Source organism: Nocardia sp. NPDC056952 (assembly GCF_042674185.1).
In the GTDB taxonomy this organism is placed as follows: Bacteria; Actinomycetota; Actinomycetes; order Mycobacteriales; family Mycobacteriaceae; genus Nocardia.
Window position 1 is genome coordinate 426,993 of the sequence record NZ_JBHURA010000006.1, and the last position, 20,355, is coordinate 447,347.

Sequence of the window (20,355 nt, forward strand, 5' to 3'; positions counted from 1 at the left end):
TGGTCGGGCTAGCTTTGCGACCATGGGACTTTCAGTGGGAACCGGGGGGCTGGCCTTTGCCGTGGCAGACGGCAGTGACCCGGAGTATCTCGATGCGCTGACCGAGCAACTGCGTGCGCTCAGTGAATTACTGGTGCGGGAGGGGCTTGCTCCGCACGACGAGCCGAGGGCTGCGGGACCGGCGGTGGACCGCGCTCGGATAGGGAGCGTGCCCTACTCTTTCGTGCACTATCTGCGACGTGCGTATGCCCGAGCGCGTGAGTATCCCGAGCAGCCGCTCACACCCGTCGCCGACGGCGACAGCGCTTCGGATGATCCAGCCATCGACCTGGTCGGATCCACCTTCGACTCCCACCTGATCTGCCATTCGGATTGCGAAGGGTTCTACGTACCGGTCGATTTCGACGAAGTGCTTTTCGTCGGCGAGGACGTCGACATCGCCGGTGGCATGGTCGGGTCGAGCAACGCGCTGATGCGCGAACTCGTCTATGTCGCAGCGTATTTGGGTATCGAGCTGGTCGATGGGGTGCTCTCCGACGCCGAGCTCGGCAGGATCCGGACGATGCTGGACAGCGATTCACCGCACCCGTTCGACCGGGAGTTGAACACCTGGCTGCTGCTGTTCGAGGCCGCGAGGGTGTCGATCGAGAACGGCACCGTTGTCGAGTTCGGGTGATCGGCACACCGTGCCCGGCTCAGTCGACCAGGGTCATCGGCGGCGGCTCCCACTTGCCGTCGAGGGCGTCCTCGCGCGGTGCGTAGAGGCGCAGTGTGAGTGAGAAGTCGCCGGTGGCGGGGATGGGGAGCCAGTTGCCGGTGGGGACGGCGGGACGTGGGTCCTGGTGCTGGACGGCTAGTTCCACGGATCCGTCGGGGGCGGGGACAACGGCGGGGAAGTGACCTACCGAGTAGATCGCGTCGGGGTTGGGGACAAGGAAGCCTTGCGTGTCGTAGGCGGTGATCGAGGCGAAGGCGTGGACAGGAGGCCATCGGCCCGGTTCGAAGCGGATTCGGTAACGCAGTGGGTTGCCCCGGTCGTCGGTGGTGGGGGCGTCGCGGTTCGCGTAGAGCACGTCACGGACGGGGGCAAGGGCGGGGGAGCGCTTGGTGGTGGCCGCGCGGCGGAGGTAGTCGGTACCGAAGGTGCCGAGGTCGATGGGGATCTCCCAGCCGTTGACGGAGCGGGCGGTCGGGTCTGTCCAGTCGGCGATGCGGCGGTGGGCCTGGCGCACCGCCTCGTCGAGGATTTCGGCGGGCTGGTCGTCGACGACCCCGCCGGGCTGGACACCGATCGTGGCCAGTTGCGTCATCAGTGGCGCGTCGGCGGCAGCGGGGGGATCGGTGAGCATCAGCCGGCACAGGCGGTTGAGATAGGTGCGGCCGTCCAACGCGGCGATCCGCTTCGCCGGTGGCTCGGGTCCACGGTCTATCGCGTGGACGCGGCTGACCGTCCCCGCGAGTTCACCGCGATCCCAGGCGCTGAGCGGGATCAGCTTCATCTTCTCCTGCCACTGGTGGACCGTCGGCGCGTCCCCGGTGCCGTTGATCTGGACCCGCGCGACGATCGTGCACATCGACGACGGCATGTGCAGCCGGGTCACTTTCGTGGGCAGCGCACCGGTCCACTGCGGCCCGGTGAGGACATAGGTGAAGGGTGGACCGTCGGCGTCCACGGTGGTCCGCGGGGTCGTACTGGTCAGGTCGTGCACGGTGTTCGCCCACCCGTCGACCAGCTGGAACAGCCAGAACCGGTCGGGCTCCATCCCGGGGATCTGGAGCACGATCGGCTCTTCGGTGAGGTCGAGCCACGCCTGCGAATACACCATGTCGTGGCTGAGCCTGGCCACCCCGCGATCGTCGGGATCGGGCAGGACGCTGTGATCGAAGCCGTTGATCGGCCCGCTCGCCGCGCGCATCATGTCCAGCAGGATCATCGGATAGCCGTAGATGTAGGCGTCGATCGCCCGGGCGAGCACATCCGGGCGACCGGTGGTGCGGATCGGCTCGGGTACCGATTCGTCACCGCATCCGGGCAACGCCGCCGCCGTGGCGGCCGCGGCGGCGAGCCCGAGCAACGACCGCCTGGTCAGCGCGCTCGCGCGAGAATCCATGCACGCTCCGTTCGAAGGCCTGATCGCCGAGCGTATGACGAGTCAGCAACGCACCGCCTCATACGCGACGGGTGAATTGCCTCAGCCGAGCAGCACCCGCCGCATCAGGTATCCGACCCTGGCCCGGCCTGCGATCGGGTCGTCGCCGAAGCGCTGGCCGAGGTCGATCACCATCGCGAACGCCGCGTGCACCAGGAAACGCGCCTCGGCCGCGGAGAGCTCCGGCCGCATATCGCGCACCAGCCGCGCCCACTCCTGCACGCTCAACCGCTGGATATTGCGCAGGACGGCACGTTCCTCGGCGGGCACGTGCCCGAATTCGGCGTAGTAGACGACGGCGAGCGCTCGCTCGTCGAACGTGTCGGCGACGAACTGGTCGACCAGCACGCCGAGCGCGGCCCCGCTGTCGGGTGTGCTCGCCACCGCGGGCCCGATCGCCCCCGACACCCGGTCGGCCGCGCGTCGAAACGCCGCGGCGAGGATGTCGCTCTTGCCGCGATAGAACCGGTACACCGCCGATGCCGCCGACAATCCCGCCGCCGAGGCGATGTCCTCCACGCTCACATTCGGATAGCCGCGTTTGTGGAACAGCTCCACCGCTTTGCGCAGCAGCAGTTCGTGTTTGAACGAGTCGGGAATCTGGGCGCGGGCGCCGAGCTCCGAAACGGTTGCGGCAGGTGGCAATACGGTGTCGGTGAGCGCCATACACGCCGAGCCGAGCAACTTGTTCAGCGTGCGAAGGGGCAGCGCGGCGTGATGATCGGCGACGCTGGTGACCACACCGAGAATCGCCGTGGAGATCATCCGCAGCTCGGCCGTGGTCAATTCGGGACGCAAGATCGCCAGCTGTTCGTCGAGCGCGACCAGCACCGAACCCTGCTGCTCGTCGAGCACCACCCGGTCCGTCGGCTCGAGGTAGCGGCCCTCCCATCGCACCAGCCGTACCGTCGCCCGATTCTCGACGGTCGCGCCGATCAGCCCGGTCAGCATGTGCCGCAACCGTTGCGCCGCGGGCAGGGTGTCTTCGGCCGACACCACGATCGATGCCGTGAACGCTTGCCCGACCCGAAGTAACTCCTCCCGGAACAACGCGTACTTACTGGGGTAGTGCCGATACAGCGCGGCCGAACTGATCCCCAGCCCGGACGCGATGTCCTCCATACTCACCCCGTGATATCCGGCGGCGCCGAACGCCACCGCCGACGACGCCGCGATCTGCGCCCGGCGATTCTTCGGCCGCCGCCGAACTTCAGTCCCAGCTACCCCACGCGCCCCACGAGACTCGCTGACATTCATAGTTCAAGTGTATTAGCCCTTGTCGGGTGGGCTTATCCGGGCATACCAGTCGAGGAGTGCGGGGTCGTCGACGGCGCTGCGTTCGACGACACGAGCGGGATCGGCGCCCTGGAAGAGCTTTTTGATGGGGACTTCCAGTTTCTTGCCGGTTCGGGTGTGGGGGATGCCGGGGGCTTCGCGGATCTCGTCGGGGACGTGGCGCGGGGAGACCTCGGTGCGGATCGCGGTGGCGAGACGGGTTTTCAGGTCTTCGGTGAGTTCCGCGCCGGGGGCGAGCACGACGAACAGGGGCATCCAGTAGCCGCCGTCGGGTTGTTCGGCGCCGATCACCAGGGCCTCGGCGATCTCCGGGAACTGTTCGACGACCTGGTAGATGTCGGCACTGCCCATGCGGATGCCGTGGCGGTTGAGCGTCGAATCGGAGCGACCGTGCACGACGATGCTGCCGTGTTCGGTGAGGGTGATCCAGTCGCCGTGGCGCCATACGCCGGGGTAGGTGTCGAAATAGGCCGCGTGGTAGCGCTTTCCGTCGTCGTCACGCCAGAAGCTCACCGGCATCGACGGCATCGGCGCGGTGACCACCAGCTCGCCGACCTCGCCGCGCACGGGGTTGCCCTGCTCGTCGAAGGCATCGAGGGCGACGCCGAGATAGGGCGCCGACAGCTCACCCGGCCACACCGGCACGGTCGGGACACCGCCGACGAACGCCGACACCACATCGGTGCCACCGCTGATCGAGTTCACCTGAACGTGGTCTCCGGCATTCTCGTTCAACCACAGCGCGCTCGACACCGGCAGCGACGAACCGGTGATACCCACGGAGCGCAGGGCCGAAAGGTCGTGCTCGGCGCGTGGCACCGACCCCGCCTTGACGCAGCCGAGAACATAGCCGGGGCTGGTCCCGAAAACGGTGGCGCCCACCTGAGCGGCGATGCGCCACAGCGCATCCGGCCCGCCCGCGGTGGGGCTGCCGTCGTAGGTGACGACGGTGGTGCCGGTGAGCAGACCCGCTACCTGGAAGTTCCACATCATCCAGCTCGGGCTGGTGTACCAGAAGAACGTGTCCTCGGGGCCCATGTTCGATTGCAGCGCTACGGCTTTGAGGTGTTCGAGCAGCACGCCGCCGTGTCCGTGGACGATGCCCTTGGGCAGCCCGGTGGTGCCGGAGGAGAACACGATCCACAACGGATGATCGAAATCGACGGGGACTGTTTCGATGACACCGAGTCCGGCATCGGCGACCGAGTCCGTCCAGGACAGCGTGTCGGGGACCTCGAGTCCGAGTTGCGCGACGACGACGGTGGCGCGCAGGTCGGGCAGCCCGTCGCGCAGTGCCGCGATGTCGGCCCGTTTGTCGTGTGCCTTGCCGCCGAACCGGTAGCCGTCGGCGGTGACCAGCACCGTCGGGTCGAGCTGGCCGAGCCGGTCCAGCGCGGCCTTGGCGGAATAGTCCTGACCGCAGGCGCTCCACACCGCGCCGATACTGGCGGTGGCGAGGAAGGCGACGATCGCTTCCGGGATATTGGGCAGGTAGCCCACCACCCGGTCGCCCGCCTCGACGCCCTGCTCACGCAAGGTGCGCGCGAAAACCGTGACCTGTTCGATCAATTCGGCCCAGGACACCTCCTGCGGCTCGGCCTCCTCGTGCAGGGCGATCACCGCGGGGCGGCCGAACTGGGCCATCCGGATGATCTGGTCGACGTAGTTCAGCCGGGTCCCGGGAAACCATTGCGCGCCCGGCATCTCCCGCGAGCCGAGCACCTCACCGGCGGTCTCGCCGAGCTCGAAGTAGTCCCACACGGCCTGCCAGAAGCCGGCGATGTCGTCCACCGACCACTGCCACAGGGCCTGGTAGTCGGGGTACTGGTCGCCGGTTCGCGTGGAGACGAAGGTGGCGAAGTCGGTGATTCGAGCCGACGCGACGTCGTGCGCGCTCGGGACCCATTGCGGTTGCACCGGATGTCCTCCTCGGTCTGGACTACTCGTGTCTCGGGGGGTGGGTTACCCGATGATCAGCTGGGCACGCCTGCGCGCCGGACGATCTGCTCGGCATGCCGGAGCACCGGCGCGTCGACCATACGGCCCTCGAACGCGAAGACGCCACGATGGTTGGGCACCTCCGCCAGCACCCGATGCGCCCAGTCGAGCTCGGCGGGGTCGGGTGCGTAACCGTCGCGGATCACCGCGACCTGACTCGGGTGGATGGCGACCTTGGCGTCGAATCCGACGGCGACCGCATCGCTCGTCTCCGCGGCGAGGCCGTCGAGATCCTTGATGTCCAGATACACCGAGTCCAGCGCGAAGCGCCCGAAGGCCTTGGCCGCCAGCAGAGTCGACGAACGCACCTGACGGGCGACATCGCGGTAGCTGCCGTCGGCATGCCTGCTCGAGTTGCCACCGAGTCCGGCGACCAGATCCTCGGCACCCCACATCACGCCGATGGCATTGCCGGCCTGCACCGACTCGGTGATCCGCACCGCCCCGAGCGGCGATTCGACCAGCACGATCACTTCGTAGCCGTCGAGGCTGCGAACCTGATCGGCCGACTCGCATTTGGGCAGCATGACCCGGCGGTAGGCGGTCTGCGCGAGCGCCGCCAGATCGGCCGCGTAGTCGTCGGTATCGGCCGCGTTGACCCGGATCACGGTGTGCTGCGGGTCGAGCGGGGTGTCGATGAGCGCCTGCCTGGCCGCGGCCTTGTCACCCGCCGCGACACCGTCCTCGAGATCGAGGATCACCACATCGGCCACCGCGGCGGCCTTGGCGAAGCGTTCGGGGCGGTCGGCCGGGCAGAACAACCACGCGGGACCACTCGGCTGCCAGCTCATACTGCGTCCTTTCGACGGTGCCCGGTGGCGGGGTGCCGGCCGCTCATGCCCGCGGCGCCTTGCGGACCAGTGTCTTGCGTATCGCGGTCGCCACGATCACGCCGTGCTGGTTGCGTGCGGTGTGGGCCAGGCTGACGATGCCCTCGCCGGGACGGCTCTTGGATTCGCGCTTGTCGGTGACCAGCGTTTCCGCGTACATGGTGTCGCCGTGAAACAGCGGTGCGGGCGTGGTCATCTCGGAGAAACCGAGATTGCCGACCAGCGTGCCCTGGGTGAGCTGGGCGACGGAGAGCCCGACCAGGGTCGACAGCGTGAACATCGAATTCACCAGGCGCTGGTTGAACGGCGGCTGCGCGTCGGCGAAGGCCGCGTCCAGGTGCAGGGCCTGAGTGTTCATGGTCAGCGTGGTGAACAGGACATTGTCGGCCTCGGTGATGGTGCGGCCGGGCCGGTGCTCGTAGATCGTGCCGATCTCGAACTCCTCGAACCACAGCCCGCGCTGGACCACCCGCCTGACTTCGCTCACAGACCCAGCTCCCGTGCGATCAGCATCAGCTGTACCTCCGTGGTGCCCTCGCCGATTTCCAGGATCTTGCTGTCACGGTAGTGCCTCGACACCGGGTATTCGTTCATGAAGCCGTTGCCGCCGAAGATCTGGGTGGCGTCGCGGGCGTTGTCCATCGCGGCCTCGCTGGCGACCATCTTGGCGATCGAGGCGGCCTTCTTGAACGGCTTGCCCGCCAGCATCAGCGCGGCGGCGTCGTAGTAGGCGGTGCGCGCGACGTGGGCCCGCGCCTCCATTCGGGCAATCTTGAACGCGATGGCCTGGTTGCGGCCGATCGCCTGTCCGAAGGCTTGACGTTCGCCCGCGTAGCGCACGCTCTCGTCGACACAGCCCTGCGCGGCGCCGACGGCCAGCGCGGCGATGGCGATGCGGCCCTCGTCGAGGATGCGCAGGAAGTTGGCGTAGCCGCGACCCCGCTCGCCGAGCAGGTTCTCCTGCGGCACCCGCACGTCGGTGAAGCTCAGCGGGTGGGTGTCGGAGGCGTTCCAGCCGACCTTGTTGTAGGCGGGCTCGGCCACGAAACCCGGGGTGGAGGTCGGCACCAGGATGGTGGAGATCTCCTTCTTGCCGCCTGCCTGTCCGGTGACCGCGGTGACGGTGACCAGGCGGGTGATGTCGGTGCCGGAGTTGGTGATGAACTGCTTGCTGCCGTTGATCACCCAGCTCTCGCCGTCCTGCACGGCGGTGGTCCTGGTGCCGCCCGCGTCGCTGCCCGCGTCGGGTTCGGTGAGGCCGAAGCCTGCCAGCGCCTGTCCGCTGGTGAGCTGGGGCAGCCATTCGGTGCGCTGCTTGTCGTTGCCGAAACGGTAGATCGGCATGGCGCCCAGCGACACCCCCGCCTCGAGGGTGATGGCCACGCTCTGGTCGATCTTGCCGAGTTCCTCGAGCGCCAGGCACAGGGCGAAGTAGTCGCCGCCCATGCCGCCGAACTCCTCGGGGAACGGCAGGCCGAACAGGCCCATCTCGGCCATGCCCGCCACGACCTCGTACGGAAAGCTGTGTTCGGCATCGTGTTTCGCCGACACCGGCGCGACGACCTGGTTGGCGAAATCGCGCACGGTGAGTGCGAGCTGGCGGTATTCCTCCGGCAGCGAACCGGTGGACAGGTAGTCGGTCATGCGGGGGTTCCTTCGGGCTCGGTCGGTGCCGCGGCGGTCTCGGCGACGGCGGGTTCTGTCGCGGCAGCCGCGACGACGGTTTCTGCGGGGTGGGCGACGACACGCACCAGCACCTGGTCCAGCTTCACCTGGGCGCCGGGGACGGCGAGCACCTCCACCGTGCCTGCCACCGGCGCGGTGAGCGCGTGCTCCATCTTCATGGCCTCGATCACGATCACCGGATCGCCGACGGCGACGGTCGCGCCGCTCTCGACCGGCGTGGCGATCACCGAACCCGGCATGGGACTGCGGATTTCGGCATCACCCACGTGGGCGGCGTCGCCACGCACGCTCGCCTCGGCGACCTCGCGCAGAACCGCGAGGCCGCCGTCGTGGCTCACCCACAGCTGGCCGTCGGCCTCGGCGATGCGGTAGGTGCGTCGCAGACCGTCGAGCGTCGAGGCGAGACCGTCGGCCGAGACGGCGGCGGTGAGCGTGCGGGGTTCGGGGCGGCTCGTCAGTCCGCCGGACTCCGGCTCGTCGAGCCACACGGTCGCCGAAGCCGGTGTGCCGGTGATGAACACGTGGCGCGCCTGGTCGCCCGCGGACAGCCTGATCGATGTCGGGGCGGGTTCGCCGAGGCGCCATCCCGACGGGGTCGACCAGGGGTCGCCGCCGGTGGCGGGCCAGCGTCGCAACCAGTGATGTGTCGCGGCCGCGATGAATTCGTCGTCGGTCACCTCGGCGGGTACGAAGTCGGCGACGCGGCGGTCCAGCAAGGCGGTATCGAGACGGCCCGCCTGCACATCATCGTCGGCGAGCAGGAACCGCAGGAATTCGATATTGCTCGTGACGCCGAGCAGCACGGTCTGTTCCAGCGCGCGGTCCAGCGCGACGAGCGCGTCGGCGCGAGTATCGCCGCGCGCGATCACCTTCGACAGCATCGGGTCGTAGTCGCTACCGACCACGGTGCCCACCGAGAGCCCCGAATCCACCCGCACGCCGGCACCTTCCGGCTCCGACAGCGCGAGCACGGCGCCGCCGGTCGGCAGGAACCCGCGACCAGGGTCCTCCGCGTAGACACGTGCTTCGATCGCGTGCCCGACGAGGTGGATCTCGTCCTGGGTGCGCGCCAGCTTCTGGCCCGCGGCGACCCGCACCTGGCATTCCACCAGGTCGATACCGGTGACCATCTCGGTCACCGGATGCTCCACCTGCAGACGGGTGTTCATCTCCATGAAGAAGAACTCGTCGGGCTGGTCGGCCGAGACGATGAACTCCACGGTGCCCGCGCCCACGTAGTCCACGCTGCGGGCGGTATTGCAGGCGGCGGTGCCGATCCGGGCCCTGGTCTGCGCGTCCAGCAGCGGTGAGGGAGCCTCCTCGATCACCTTCTGATGCCTGCGCTGCAAGCTGCATTCGCGCTCACCCAGGTGCACCACATTGCCGAACTTGTCGGCCAGGATCTGCACCTCGATGTGGCGGGGCCGGTTGACGAACCGTTCGAGGAACAGGGTGTCGTCGCCGAAGGCCGCGGCGGCTTCGCGCCGGGCACTCACCAGCGCGGCGGGCAGATCGGCGGGGTCGGTGACCCGGCGCATGCCCTTGCCGCCACCGCCCGCGGACGGCTTCACGAGCACCGGGTAGCCGATGTCCGTCGCGGCGGCGATCAATTGGTCATCGGTCAGGCCGGGTTCGGCGATGCCGGGCACCACCGGAACCCCGAACGCCGTCACCGTCTTCTTCGCGGTGATCTTGTCGCCCATCACCTCGATGGCCTCGGCCGGCGGGCCGAGGAACACGATGCCGGCGTCGGCCAGTGCCGTCGCGAAGGCCGAGTTCTCCGACAGGAAGCCATAACCCGGGTGTACCGCCTGTGCGCCCGAACGGACGGCGGCATCGACGACCTTCTCGATCGACAGGTAGCTCTCGCGCGCCGGCGCCGGTCCGAGCCGCACCGCGACATCGGCCTCACGCACATGGCGCGCGTCGGCATCGGCGTCGCTGTACACCGCGACCGAGCGAATGCCCATGTCGCGCAAGGTCTTGATCACACGCACCGCGATCTCGCCGCGATTGGCGACCAGGACGGTGTCGAATTCGACGAGATGGTTCTTGTTCAGCATGTCGCTCACATCCGGAAGACGCCGTAGGAAACGGGTTCGAGCGGCGCTTGCGCGCACACCGAAAGGGCAAGGCCGAGTGCGGTTCTGGTGTCGGTCGGCGCGATGACGCCGTCGTCCCAGATCCGGGCCGTCGAATAGTAGGGGTTGCCCTGGGTCTCGTACTGGTCCCGGATCGGCGCCTTGAAGGCCTCCTGATCCTCCTCGGACCACGGCTTGCCCGCGCTGTCGAGCTGATCGCCGCGCACCGTGGACAGCACCGAGGCAGCCTGCTCGCCACCCATCACCGAGATGCGCGCGTTCGGCCACATCCACAGGAAGCGCGGCGAATACGCGCGCCCGCACATGGAATAGTTGCCCGCGCCGTAGGAGCCGCCGATCACCACGGTCAGCTTCGGCACCCGTGCACATGCGACCGCGGTGACCATCTTCGCGCCGTGCTTGGCGATGCCGCCGGCCTCGTAGTCGCGCCCGACCATGAAGCCGGTGATGTTCTGCAGGAACAGCAGCGGGATCGTGCGCTTGTCGCACAGTTCGATGAAATGCGCGCCCTTCATCGCGGACTCGGCGAACAGCACGCCGTTGTTGGCGACGATGCCGACCGGATGGCCGTGGATGCGAGCGAACCCGGTGACCAGGGTCTTGCCGTATTCGGCCTTGAACTCGTGGAATCCGGCCTCGCCGTCGACGATCCGGTCGATCACCTCGCGCACGTCATACGGCGTGCGCGGGTCCACCGGGACCACGTCGTAGAGCTCGTCCTCGTTCTTGGCGGGCGGGGTGCTGGGCAGCACCTCCCACGGCGCCTCCGGCTTCGGGCCGAGCGTGCCGACGATCTTGCGGACGATCCGCAGCGCGTCGCGATCGTCGTCGGCCAGATGGTCGGTGACGCCGGAGGTCCGCGAATGCAGCAGGCCGCCGCCGAGCTCCTCGGCGGTGACGACCTCACCGGTCGCGGCCTTCACCAGCGGCGGGCCGCCGAGAAAGATGGTGCCCTGATCACGCACGATGACGGCTTCGTCGGCCATCGCGGGCACATACGCGCCGCCCGCGGTGCACGAGCCCATGACTGCCGCGATCTGGGCGATGCCCTTGGCGCTCATGTTCGCTTGGTTGTAGAAGATGCGGCCGAAGTGCTCGCGGTCGGGGAACACCTCGTCCTGGTGCGGTAGGAAGGCGCCGCCGGAGTCCACCAGGTACACACACGGCAGGTTGTTCTGCGCGGCCACTTCCTGCGCGCGCAGGTGCTTCTTCACCGAGATCGGGTAGTACGTGCCGCCCTTGACCGTCGCGTCGTTGGCCAGGATCAGGCACTCACGGCCCGAGATGCGGCCGATGCCGCCGATCATGCCCGCGCCGGGGCACTCGTCGCCGTACATGCCGTTGCCGGCCAGCGGCGCCAGCTCGAGGAACGGGCTGCCCGGGTCGAGCAGCTGCTCGACGCGCTCGCGGGGGAGCAGCTTGCCCCTGGCCACATGCCGTTCGCGGGACTTCTCCGGACCGCCGAGCGCGGCTGCGGCAAGCCGCTGCCGCAGATCCGCGACCAGGGCGCCGTGTGCGTCCCGGTTGCTCGTCACGGCCACGGTGCCGTCTTCGGTCTCGTGCGTAACCGTCATCGCGCCATTCTCTCACTCGGTTAATCGCCAATAACTGAAATTCAGGTTAATCTTGACTAACCAAGTTGTCCAGAGGGGGCGGCCACAATGTCGACTACCGAGCCTGTCCAGGCGACCCGCCGCGAGCAGCTCAAGGCTCAGCGGCGCGAGCAGTTGCTGGCCGCGGGCGCCCGGCTCATCGCCGACCGTGGCTTCTTCGGCGTGCGGCTCGACGACCTCGGCGCGGCGGTCGGCATCAGCGGCCCCGCCGTCTACCGGCACTTCGCGAACAAAGAGGCGCTGCTGGTCGAACTCCTGGTCGGCATCAGTGAGCGCCTGCTCACGGGCGGTCGCGCCGTTGTCGACGAAGCGCCGTCGGCCGCCTCGGCGCTGACGGCCCTGGTCGACTTCCATCTCGACTTCGCCTTCGGTAATCCCGAACTCATCCGTATCCAGGACCGCGACCTCGACAACGTGCCCGCCAACGACCGCCGGATCTTGCGCCGCACCCAGCGCCAATACGTCGAGATCTGGGTGGGTGTCCTGCGCGAACTGAACCCCGCCCTCCCCGAGGAAGCCGCCCGCATTCAGGCCCACGCCGCCTTCGGCCTGATCAACTCCACGCCGCACAGCGCGTCGGCGGCGAGCGCTTCGCGGGCCCGTCCGGTGCTGAGGCAGATGGCTTTGGCAGCGCTGTCGGCCGGGTAGTTCTCCGGTCGGAAGCGCCGTCAGCCGGTTTCTTCGGCTGGGGTGATCGGGAGGACATTGATCAGGACAAAGGCCACGGCCACAGCGACGACCACCTGGGGAGTCACCGATATGCCATCGGTACCGAGCAACAGAACACCCAGGAGCGCTGAGGTCAACGGGAGGCGCAGCATCACCGCGCACATCGCGCCGATGCCCATCGCGATCGCCGGACCCATACTCATGCCCGGCAGTCCGCTCATCGCGATGCCGAGAACGGCGCCGATGAAGATCGACGGGAACACCGGTCCACCACGAAACGCACTCAGCGAAATCGAATAGGCGACCGTTTTGCAGAGACCGAGCAGAAGCAGGACACCCACCGAATAGTCGGCGGCGTGGGCGACGAGTTCGGGTAGGGCGTCCTGGCCGGAGAACAGCACCTGGTTGAAGCTGTTCCCGGAAATCAGTTGGTAGGCGGTGGCGGCAAGACCGATGAGCAACCCGAGCATTGCCGTCACGAGAATGCGATTGGTGTGGACGAGCGGTCGAAGTGCCAGCCCGGCCCAGCGGATCGCCCAGCCGAGGAGTGCCGCGATCCCGCCGACGACGACAGCCCAGCACATCGTGGCCAGAGTCGGGTTCACCGCCGCCGGAACGGATGTCAGCGCGAGGGAGAACGTGCCGAGTCCAGTGAGACTGTCCAGTCCGACGAAGACGACGGCACCGATACCGGAGGCGAGTAGTCCCGGTACCGCGACGAGACTCAGCGTCGCGCCACCGATTCCGGCGGCTTCCATGATCAGGAACGCTGCCAGGATCGGCGAGCCGAACAGGGTGCTGATGGCGGTGAAGCTGCCCGCCGACGCCATGATCACCAGCGCCATCGGGGGCGCGTCTTTCTTCAGCAGGTGCACCGCGAGCACCGCGAGTCCGCCGCCGATCGCGATCAGCGGGGCCTCCGGACCGAGGACGGCCCCCAGGCTGAGCGTGGCCAGTGCCGCCAGGATGATGCCCGGCATTTCCTTGTCGACCGGCGTGCCTCCGGCGTGGAACCCGAATGCCGGAGAGTGACCGGCGTTGCCTGGCAGGTAGCGGATGGTCGCACCGGTCAACACGCCGCAGAGCACCAACCAGGGCAGTGGCCACCATGATGGCGTGCCACCGGAGAAGACGTCGCCCGGGAGGTCGCTGAACAGGAACTGCTGGATCTTCGTTACCGCGGCCAGGAAGCCATACGCGACCAAAGAGATCGGTATGCCCAGAGCCGCCGCCAGCAGTAGAGCCACGAGGTACCGCTTGGAGCGCATGACCGCAACCGGATCGACGTCCGGGGCATGCGTATCCGCCATCACACCTCCATGACCGAATCCCCGCGACGAGGAGCGAAGTCAGCCTGTCAGCTCGACTCGGTCCTGTCCTCACCCGAAGCGGGTGAAGCTTCGATCTGGTTCCAGAACCAGCCGGGGCCGACGGTTTCGGCGCCATGGGCTTCGACTCTGGTGCGGAGTTCGCGGTCGGCGGTGACGACGGTGATCTGTTCGTGGGAATCGGACTCGGCGACCACGTCGACGATCTTGTCGTCGCCCGAGCGTTCGGCGAGGACCACCTTCATCCGCGGCGCGGAGGGTTCGGCGCCGTCGGCGGCGGCTTTGGCCGCGCCTTCGAGGACGACGGTGACCTCGGTGGTCTCGGGCAGGCGAGTAGTCAGGTTCGCCAGGCCGGCGAGAAGCCTGCGCGCGGCGCCCGCGCGGTCCTTCCACCAACCGTTGGGGCGCGAGCCGATGACATTGGCCGCATCCACCACGATGAGATGCCTCGGATCGCTCATGGGGCCCAGTCTGCCCGGTGGCAGCAGCGTCAGGCAGGCGTGGGGACGGCGACGCCGGTGAGGCGGCCGTCGGTCATGCGGTAGACCGCGTCCATGCGGTGCAGGTGGGTCGGGTCATGGGTGACCAGGATGGTGGCGGCGCGGTGTTCGCGGGCGATGGTCGTGATCAGGGCGATGATCGCGGCGCCGCGTTCGGAATCCAGCGCGCTGGTGGGTTCGTCGACCACGAGCAGGGCGGGGTCGTTCATCAGGGCTCGGGCGATGTTGACGCGCTGGCGTTGGCCACCGGAGAGCTGGGCGGGACGTTTGTGAGCCTGTTCGGTCAGACCTACCGCTTCGAGTAGTTCCCGTGCGCGGGAACGGGTTTCACTACGCGATGCCCGCTTCGGGCCGCCGAGGTGGGCGGTCACTTCCAGCTGCTCGACGGCGGTGAGCGACGGGATGAGATTCGGTTGCTGGAAGACGATGCCCATCGAGGTCCGGCGAGCTGCTGCGGCTGCTCGACGGCTCAGCGTCGCCAGATCGATAGTGGCCGAATCGGTTTCGAGCACGACCGTGCCCGAGTCGGGCCGGATCAGGGTCGCGGCGACGGCCAGCAGGCTCGACTTCCCTGATCCGGACGCGCCGGTCACCGCGGCGATGGTGCCGCCGGGGACGTGCATGTTCACCCGGTCGAGGGCGGTGAGACGGCCGGTGCCGTCGGGGTAGGTGAGGGTGACGTCGGTGAGAGTGATTGCCACGGTGGATCCTTCGGTTGGTCGCGCGGTGCACCGGATCGGCGGCGCGACTGCGGCATCGGTGCGGGCGACGGTCGTCATGGGTTCGTCAGCGGGTCGCGCCGAGCGCGGTCAGCGGGTCGGTGGTGAACAGGAAGCGCAGGGCGACAGCGGCGCCGGCGAGGCCGAGGACGATCAGGGCCAGCGCGGGGACCAGGGTCGTCGCCGGGCTGAGCACGAAAGGCATCGCCTCGCCCAGGAACAGTGAGGCCAGGGCGGTGATCGCGAGGCCCGCCGTGACGCCCGCGGTCAGGACGATCGCGGCTTGGGCGAGTGCGTCACGAACCAGGGAGCCGGTGGTCGCGCCGAGCGCTTTCAGCGTGGCGATGTCGGGTTGGCGCTGCACGGTCCAGACCGTGAAAAAGGCCCCGATCACCAGCGCCGAGATGGCGAACAGCAGCACTGTCATCAGCGTGAGTGAGCTGTTCTCGGCCTGGTAGGAGCCGATCGCCTGGACGGCATCCTTCGCGGGCAGCGAGTGTGTTCCGGCTTCGGCGTCGAGGCCGCCGGGGACATCGCCGGTCACCGCGAGCACGGTCGCGTCGCCGGCGCGCGGGCTGGCCGCCTGCCAGTCCTGCATGCTCGTCCAGATCACGGGGGTATGGCTGTACCACTCGTCACCGGCTACGTCGGCGACGGTGAACTCGTGGCCCGCCAGCAGGACGACATCGCCGGTGCCCGCGGACAGTTCACGAGCCGCCGCCGAACTCAGCACCACCGCACCGGGTTCGGTAGCAGGGCGATTGCTGAACGCCGACGGGTCGCCGCCGAACAACGCGACCTGCGTCGGGCTGGCACCAGCGTGCTCGGCCCTCGTGCGCGAGATCCCGATCGGGGTCGCGTCCGCCGATTTCCACTGCGCGATCTGCTGCTCGGTGAGCACCGACGAGTCGAAAGACGGGTCGGCCCCGGTCTCGGCGAAAACGACCCGGTCGGCGTCGATCCCCTGGACGGCGGAGATGTTCTGGTGCGCCAGCCCAGCGGTGAGGCCACTGAGGAAGCTCACCAGCACCGCCACCAACAGCACGACAGTGGTGATGAGCAGGAAGCGGCCACGGGCGGCTCGCAGATCTCGGAGTGCGACGAACATGACTCCACTCTGTCGTTCTTGTCGGTCGACGCCATCGCACCGGCGCACGAAACGCCGTCCATCCAAGGTCTGGCGGCGTTTACATCTTTCGATGGATGCCCGTGTAGTTGCCGCACATAAGCTGGTCGACGTGCACTCGTCCCCCCTGACCCCGGTGGTCACCACCCTGCGCCTCGGCCTGCATGTGCTGGTGACGGTGCTGGCGGTGGTGGTCGCGGTGCGCGCGCTGCTGCCCGGCGGCGGTGGTCACGGTGTCGCGGTGGTCGCGCTGACGGTGGTGTGGTTGCTGGTGTATTTCGCGGGGACCGAGTTCCCTCGCTCGTGTTCGCATGCCTATCCCGATGGGGCGGCGGCGGTGTGGGTGTGGCTGTCGGCGCTGACCGTGTTGTGGCTGGTCCTGCTCGCGCTCACCCCTGATGCGGTCTACCTGGCGTTCGGGCTGTTCTTCGTCTACCTGCACCTGCTGCCACGGCCGTGGAATCTGGTCGCGGTGGTGTCGGCGACGGCGGTCGGTGTGATCGGGTTCGCGGCGCATCGTGGTTGGTCCGCGGGTGCGGTGGTGGGGCCTGTTCTCGGCGCGCTGGTGGCGATCGGGATCGGGCTCGGCTATCAGGCACTGCGCCGTGAGGCGGTCGAGCGGGAGCGGCTGATCGACGAATTGATCGGCACCAGAGCGATTCTCGCGGAACAGGAACGGACAGCGGGCAAGCTCTCCGAGCGCGAACGCCTGGCCAAGGAAATCCACGACACCGTCGCCCAGGGCCTGAGCAGTATCCAACTGCTCCTGCACAGCGCTGAGCAGGCCGCACCGGATCATCCTGCGCTGGACCGTATTCGGCTCGCGCGCGAGACCGCCGCCGAAGACCTGGCCGAAACCCGAAGGCTCATCGACGAATTGTCGCCCGCCGCACTGGACGGGCAATCGCTGGCCGAAGCGCTGGAACGCATTTGCCTGCGCGCACAGTCGCCGGCACTGACCACGCAGTTGCTCGTCGAGGGTGAGCCGGAACGACTGCCGATGCCGGTCGAGGCGGCGCTGGTGCGGATCGCGCAGAGCGCGGTGGCGAATGTGGTCCAGCACGCGCAGGCTGAGCGCATGCGGGTCACCCTCACCTACGACGACACCGACGCGCACCTGGATATCGTCGACGACGGCATCGGCATCGATCCGGATACGCTGCGCCACCCCCGATCCGGGGCCTTCGGCCTCGCGGCCATGCGCAGCCGCGTCGAGCAACAGGGCGGTGCGATGACGGTCGAATCCGAGCCCGGCCACACCGCCGTGACGGTGACCTTCCCGCTCGGAGCGGCCTCATGATCCGCCTTCTCCTCGCCGACGATCACGCCATCGTCCGTGCGGGCCTGCGCGCGCTCCTCGACGCTGCCGCCGACATCACCGTCGTCGGCGATGTCGCGGATGCCGACGCGGCGGTGGCCTTTTGCGCCGCCACGCCCGTCGATCTGGTCCTGATGGACCTGCGCTTCGGCGACGGCCGCTCCGGAGCCTCCGCCACCGCGGGCCTGCGGGCCCTGCCCACCCCACCGAATGTCCTGGTCGTCACCAACTACGACACCGACGCTGACATCCTCGGCGCCATCGAAGCGGGCGCCGTCGGCTACCTCCTCAAGGACACCCCACCCACCGAACTCCTCGCCGCCGTCCGCGCCGCCGCAGCGGGCGAAAGCGTCCTCTCCCCAACAGTCGCTTCCCGCCTGATGACCAGGGTCCGCCGAGCCGACACCACTCTGAGCCCCCGCGAAGTAGAAGTCCTCCGCCTGGTAGCCGCGGGCCTGTCCAACCGCGATATCGCCAAACAACTGTTCCTCAGCGAAACCACCGTCAAGTCCCACCTCGTCCACATCTACGCCAAACTCGGCGTGAAGTCCCGAACCTCCGCCGTCGCCACGGCACGCGAAAGCGGCGCGATCTGACTGTCGACATGCTGATTCACCTTCGGCGCCACCGCCGCCGCTGCGTTTACCCTGGGCGCATGGCCTCTCTGTCTGATCCGAAGGTGCGCGAATTTCTTTCCCACGGAACGCGAACGGGCAAGGTGGCGTTCGCGGCGGCGGACGGGCGTCCGCTGGTGACGCCGGTGTGGTTCGTCGTCGAAGGTGACGAGCTGGTTTTCAATACGGGTAAGAACACGGCCAAGGGGCGGGCTTTCGCGCGTGATCCGCGTGTCGCGGTGTGCGTCGACCTCGAGGAGCCGCCGTACGCGCTGGTGGAGGTGCAGGGGACGGTCACGCTGTCCGAAGACCTCGATGAGCTCGTGCGAACCGCTACCGCCATCGCCGCCCGGTACATGGGCCCGGACAAGGCGGACGAATTCGGTCAGCGCAACGGGGTCGCGGGCGAACTGGTGGTGCGGGTGCGGCCGACGAAGATCATCGCGCAGTTCGATATGACGGGCTAGCGGGCGCCGGTCATCGGGACCGCGTCGGGGCCGGGCGGGGTCGGGTCGTACGGCGGGGGATCGGTGCGGTCGAAGAGTGGAGACGAGCAGGTCGCGCCGACTTCCGGGGTGGTGTACGGGTTTTCGCGGAGGGCGACGATGAACTGGTCGATGCGTTCGTCGGTGGCGGAGTCGACGGTGAGCTGGTGGCCCCACGACTGCAGTGAGATCGGGTGGTTCATGTCGGGGATGGGCGACATCAGGGTGTACTGGCGGTCGGTGACCCTGGCGCTCAGCACCGCCTGATCCTGCGCGCTCACCTTCGCGGGGTCGTAGGCGATCCACACCGCGCCGTGTTCGAGCGAGTGGACCGCGTTCTCGGTGCGCAGGGCCTTCGAATAGACGACGCCGGTGCAGGCGGCCCACTGCGCGTCGTGCGGTCCGCCCACCGGGGGGATCGCCGGGTAGGCGACTCGCTGGTTCGGCCGCACGTGCTGCTGGCCGGGCGCGATCTCGGTGACGACGACGCCGCGAATCTGCAGCGAGGGGTCACGGTTGTCCGAGGACGGGGCGAAGCTGTCCGCGGTGGCGGTCGCCTGACCGGCGACCTTCTCACCCGAGCACCCGGTCGCCAGCGTGGCGGCCACGACCACGACCGCGCAAGCGCCTGCGCCGCGCACCCCACCGGACCTACTCGAAACCCGCATCGCGGACCCCCGTCTCCTCGTCGCCGACACCTGCCGTCCGACACAGAACCTACTTGTCTGCCCGCGCCGGGGGCACTCCTAGACTCCCGACCATGACTGTGCACTTCATCGGGGCAGGCCCCGGCGCCGCCGACCTGCTCACGGTGCGAGCGGTCAACCTGCTGCGCGACAGCCCCGTCTGCCTCTACGCGGGCACCTACCTCGACCCCGAGGTCCTCGCCCACTGCGCGCCCGGCGCCGAACTGATCGACACCCAGCACCTGAACCTGGACCAGATCATCGACCACCTCGTGCGCGCCACCGAGGCGGGCAAGGACGTGGCCCGGCTGTGTTCGGGCGATCCCTCGCTCTATTCGGCTCTCACGGAGCAGACCCGCAGGCTCGACGCCCGCAACGTGGCGTGGGACATCACCCCCGGCGTCCCCGCCTACGCGGCCGCGGCGGCCGCCCTCGGCACCGAACTGACCGTCCCCGAGGTCGTCCAGTCGGTAGTCCTCACCCGGACCCAGGCGCGCTCCACCGCGATGCCGCACGGTGAGGCGCTGGCGAACTTCGCCGCCACCGGTGCCACGCTCGTCCTGCATCTCGCGATCACCCGGATCAGAGTGCTGGCACACGAGCTGGTCGCCGAGTACGGCGCGGACTGCCCCGTCGCCGTCGTCTATCGCGCCAGCCAACCCGAACAGCTCGTCCTGCGCGGCACCCTGTCCGATATCGCCGACCAGGTGGAGGCGGCAGGCCTTCGTCAAGCCGCGGTGATCCTGGTCGGCCGCGCGCTGGCCACGTCCATCGACTGCGCCCAGTCGCACCTCTACGACCCGGCCAGGGCCCGGTAACACCCACTCCAGCACAGCAGACCAATCGGTGTGATCCATCACTCAGTCGCCGCGGTGCACAGGTCATCCAGCGGGGATGTGAGAACGCAGACAAGCGTCAGCAAACGTGGGTCGCAGGCTTTACCTGGGCCGATGCTCGGCGGCTATGGAGGTGGTTGGTTGCGGGGCGAGCACACCGGTAGATTGGTGCGATGGTTTGCGACGAGTAGACCGGCGCTGGCGGCCGGACGGTCAGGTGCATGGTCTCGGCCGTGTAACGAGACCAGCCTGGGTGACAGATAGTGCCAATGGACATTTTTGCCTGATTGATTCGAGAACTGAACCCGAGACGCGGGCGCCACGCTTATTCAGGTGGGCGCTCGCGTTCCGGTGTCGTCGGGGAGCGCCTGACCGGGTGTTCCGGAAGCGAGGTTTGGG

Annotated in this window: 19 protein-coding genes; 6 read left to right on the plus strand and 13 right to left on the minus strand. The window is 68.3% G+C overall.

Annotation, left to right across the window (positions count from 1 at the left end; genetic code table 11):
- Positions 1–22: 22 nt before the first annotated feature.
- Positions 23–676: a hypothetical protein gene (locus ACFTS5_RS23160; protein WP_378634396.1), complete on the plus strand. Its 654-nt coding sequence runs from the start codon at positions 23–25 to the stop codon at positions 674–676.
- 19 nt (positions 677–695) lie between these two features.
- Here the strand turns inward: ACFTS5_RS23160 and ACFTS5_RS23165 are convergent, their stop codons facing one another.
- The 8 genes from ACFTS5_RS23165 to ACFTS5_RS23200 form a co-directional block, all read right to left on the minus strand.
- Entirely contained in the window at positions 696–2,111 is a 1,416-nt protein-coding gene (locus tag ACFTS5_RS23165) for a DUF1254 domain-containing protein (RefSeq protein WP_378634397.1), read from the minus strand.
- A gap of 81 nt (positions 2,112–2,192) precedes the next feature.
- On the minus strand, positions 2,193–3,407 hold the full coding sequence (locus ACFTS5_RS23170) for a TetR/AcrR family transcriptional regulator (RefSeq protein ID WP_378634400.1): 1,215 nt from the start codon (positions 3,405–3,407) through the stop codon (positions 2,193–2,195).
- A gap of 12 nt (positions 3,408–3,419) precedes the next feature.
- Entirely contained in the window at positions 3,420–5,363 is a 1,944-nt protein-coding gene (locus ACFTS5_RS23175) for an acetoacetate--CoA ligase (RefSeq protein ID WP_378634402.1), read from the minus strand.
- A gap of 56 nt (positions 5,364–5,419) precedes the next feature.
- Positions 5,420–6,235, minus strand: coding sequence for an HpcH/HpaI aldolase/citrate lyase family protein (locus tag ACFTS5_RS23180; protein WP_378634405.1), 816 nt, complete (start codon positions 6,233–6,235; stop codon positions 5,420–5,422).
- A 43-nt stretch (positions 6,236–6,278) separates the two neighbouring features.
- Positions 6,279–6,761, minus strand: a complete 483-nt coding sequence (locus ACFTS5_RS23185) for a MaoC family dehydratase (protein ID WP_378634408.1) — start codon at positions 6,759–6,761, stop codon at positions 6,279–6,281.
- Positions 6,758–7,918 (minus strand): acyl-CoA dehydrogenase family protein, encoded by a 1,161-nt coding sequence (locus ACFTS5_RS23190; RefSeq protein WP_266293533.1) that lies wholly within the window; start codon positions 7,916–7,918, stop codon positions 6,758–6,760. Before ACFTS5_RS23190 ends, ACFTS5_RS23185 begins: the two co-directional genes overlap by 4 nt.
- Positions 7,915–10,023, minus strand: a complete 2,109-nt coding sequence (locus ACFTS5_RS23195; RefSeq protein ID WP_378634411.1) for a biotin carboxylase N-terminal domain-containing protein — start codon at positions 10,021–10,023, stop codon at positions 7,915–7,917. The genes ACFTS5_RS23190 and ACFTS5_RS23195 overlap by 4 nt, the downstream gene beginning before the upstream one ends.
- Before the next feature lie 5 nt (positions 10,024–10,028).
- The gene (locus ACFTS5_RS23200; RefSeq protein WP_378634413.1) at positions 10,029–11,636 is read right to left on the minus strand and encodes a carboxyl transferase domain-containing protein; all 1,608 of its coding nucleotides are present in this window, start codon (positions 11,634–11,636) and stop codon (positions 10,029–10,031) included.
- Positions 11,637–11,723: 87 nt separating this feature from the next.
- On the opposite strand from ACFTS5_RS23200, the gene ACFTS5_RS23205 reads away from it, so the two are divergent.
- Positions 11,724–12,323, plus strand: coding sequence for a TetR/AcrR family transcriptional regulator (locus tag ACFTS5_RS23205; RefSeq protein ID WP_378634416.1), 600 nt, complete (start codon positions 11,724–11,726; stop codon positions 12,321–12,323).
- A gap of 20 nt (positions 12,324–12,343) precedes the next feature.
- On the opposite strand, the gene ACFTS5_RS23210 is transcribed toward ACFTS5_RS23205, so the two are convergent.
- From ACFTS5_RS23210 to ACFTS5_RS23225, 4 genes are all read right to left on the minus strand, one after another.
- On the minus strand, positions 12,344–13,654 hold the full coding sequence (locus ACFTS5_RS23210) for a chloride channel protein (RefSeq protein ID WP_378634419.1): 1,311 nt from the start codon (positions 13,652–13,654) through the stop codon (positions 12,344–12,346).
- A 47-nt stretch (positions 13,655–13,701) separates the two neighbouring features.
- Positions 13,702–14,133, minus strand: a complete 432-nt coding sequence (locus ACFTS5_RS23215) for an NYN domain-containing protein (RefSeq protein ID WP_378634421.1) — start codon at positions 14,131–14,133, stop codon at positions 13,702–13,704.
- A gap of 29 nt (positions 14,134–14,162) precedes the next feature.
- On the minus strand, positions 14,163–14,873 hold the full coding sequence (locus tag ACFTS5_RS23220; protein WP_378634424.1) for an ABC transporter ATP-binding protein: 711 nt from the start codon (positions 14,871–14,873) through the stop codon (positions 14,163–14,165).
- 85 nt (positions 14,874–14,958) lie between these two features.
- Positions 14,959–15,999, minus strand: a complete 1,041-nt coding sequence (locus ACFTS5_RS23225) for an ABC transporter permease (RefSeq protein ID WP_378634425.1) — start codon at positions 15,997–15,999, stop codon at positions 14,959–14,961.
- Positions 16,000–16,129: 130 nt separating this feature from the next.
- On the opposite strand from ACFTS5_RS23225, the gene ACFTS5_RS23230 reads away from it, so the two are divergent.
- From ACFTS5_RS23230 to ACFTS5_RS23240, 3 genes are read left to right on the plus strand one after another with little or no spacing between them, the layout of a single operon-like run.
- Entirely contained in the window at positions 16,130–17,317 is a 1,188-nt protein-coding gene (locus tag ACFTS5_RS23230; RefSeq protein WP_378634428.1) for a sensor histidine kinase, read from the plus strand.
- The gene (locus ACFTS5_RS23235; protein WP_378634431.1) at positions 17,314–17,931 is read left to right on the plus strand and encodes a LuxR C-terminal-related transcriptional regulator; all 618 of its coding nucleotides are present in this window, start codon (positions 17,314–17,316) and stop codon (positions 17,929–17,931) included. The genes ACFTS5_RS23230 and ACFTS5_RS23235 overlap by 4 nt, the downstream gene beginning before the upstream one ends.
- A 59-nt stretch (positions 17,932–17,990) precedes the next feature.
- Positions 17,991–18,416, plus strand: coding sequence for a PPOX class F420-dependent oxidoreductase (locus ACFTS5_RS23240; RefSeq protein ID WP_378634433.1), 426 nt, complete (start codon positions 17,991–17,993; stop codon positions 18,414–18,416).
- On the opposite strand, the gene ACFTS5_RS23245 is transcribed toward ACFTS5_RS23240, so the two are convergent.
- A complete protein-coding gene (locus ACFTS5_RS23245; RefSeq protein ID WP_378634436.1) occupies positions 18,413–19,102 on the minus strand; it encodes a DUF3105 domain-containing protein in 690 nt (229 codons plus the stop codon). The genes ACFTS5_RS23240 and ACFTS5_RS23245 overlap by 4 nt on opposite strands.
- Positions 19,103–19,194: 92 nt before the next feature.
- Here ACFTS5_RS23245 and cobM point away from each other — a divergent pair, with 92 nt between their 5' ends.
- A complete protein-coding gene (gene cobM, locus ACFTS5_RS23250; RefSeq protein ID WP_378634439.1) occupies positions 19,195–19,938 on the plus strand; it encodes a precorrin-4 C(11)-methyltransferase in 744 nt (247 codons plus the stop codon).
- Positions 19,939–20,355: the final 417 nt, after the last annotated feature.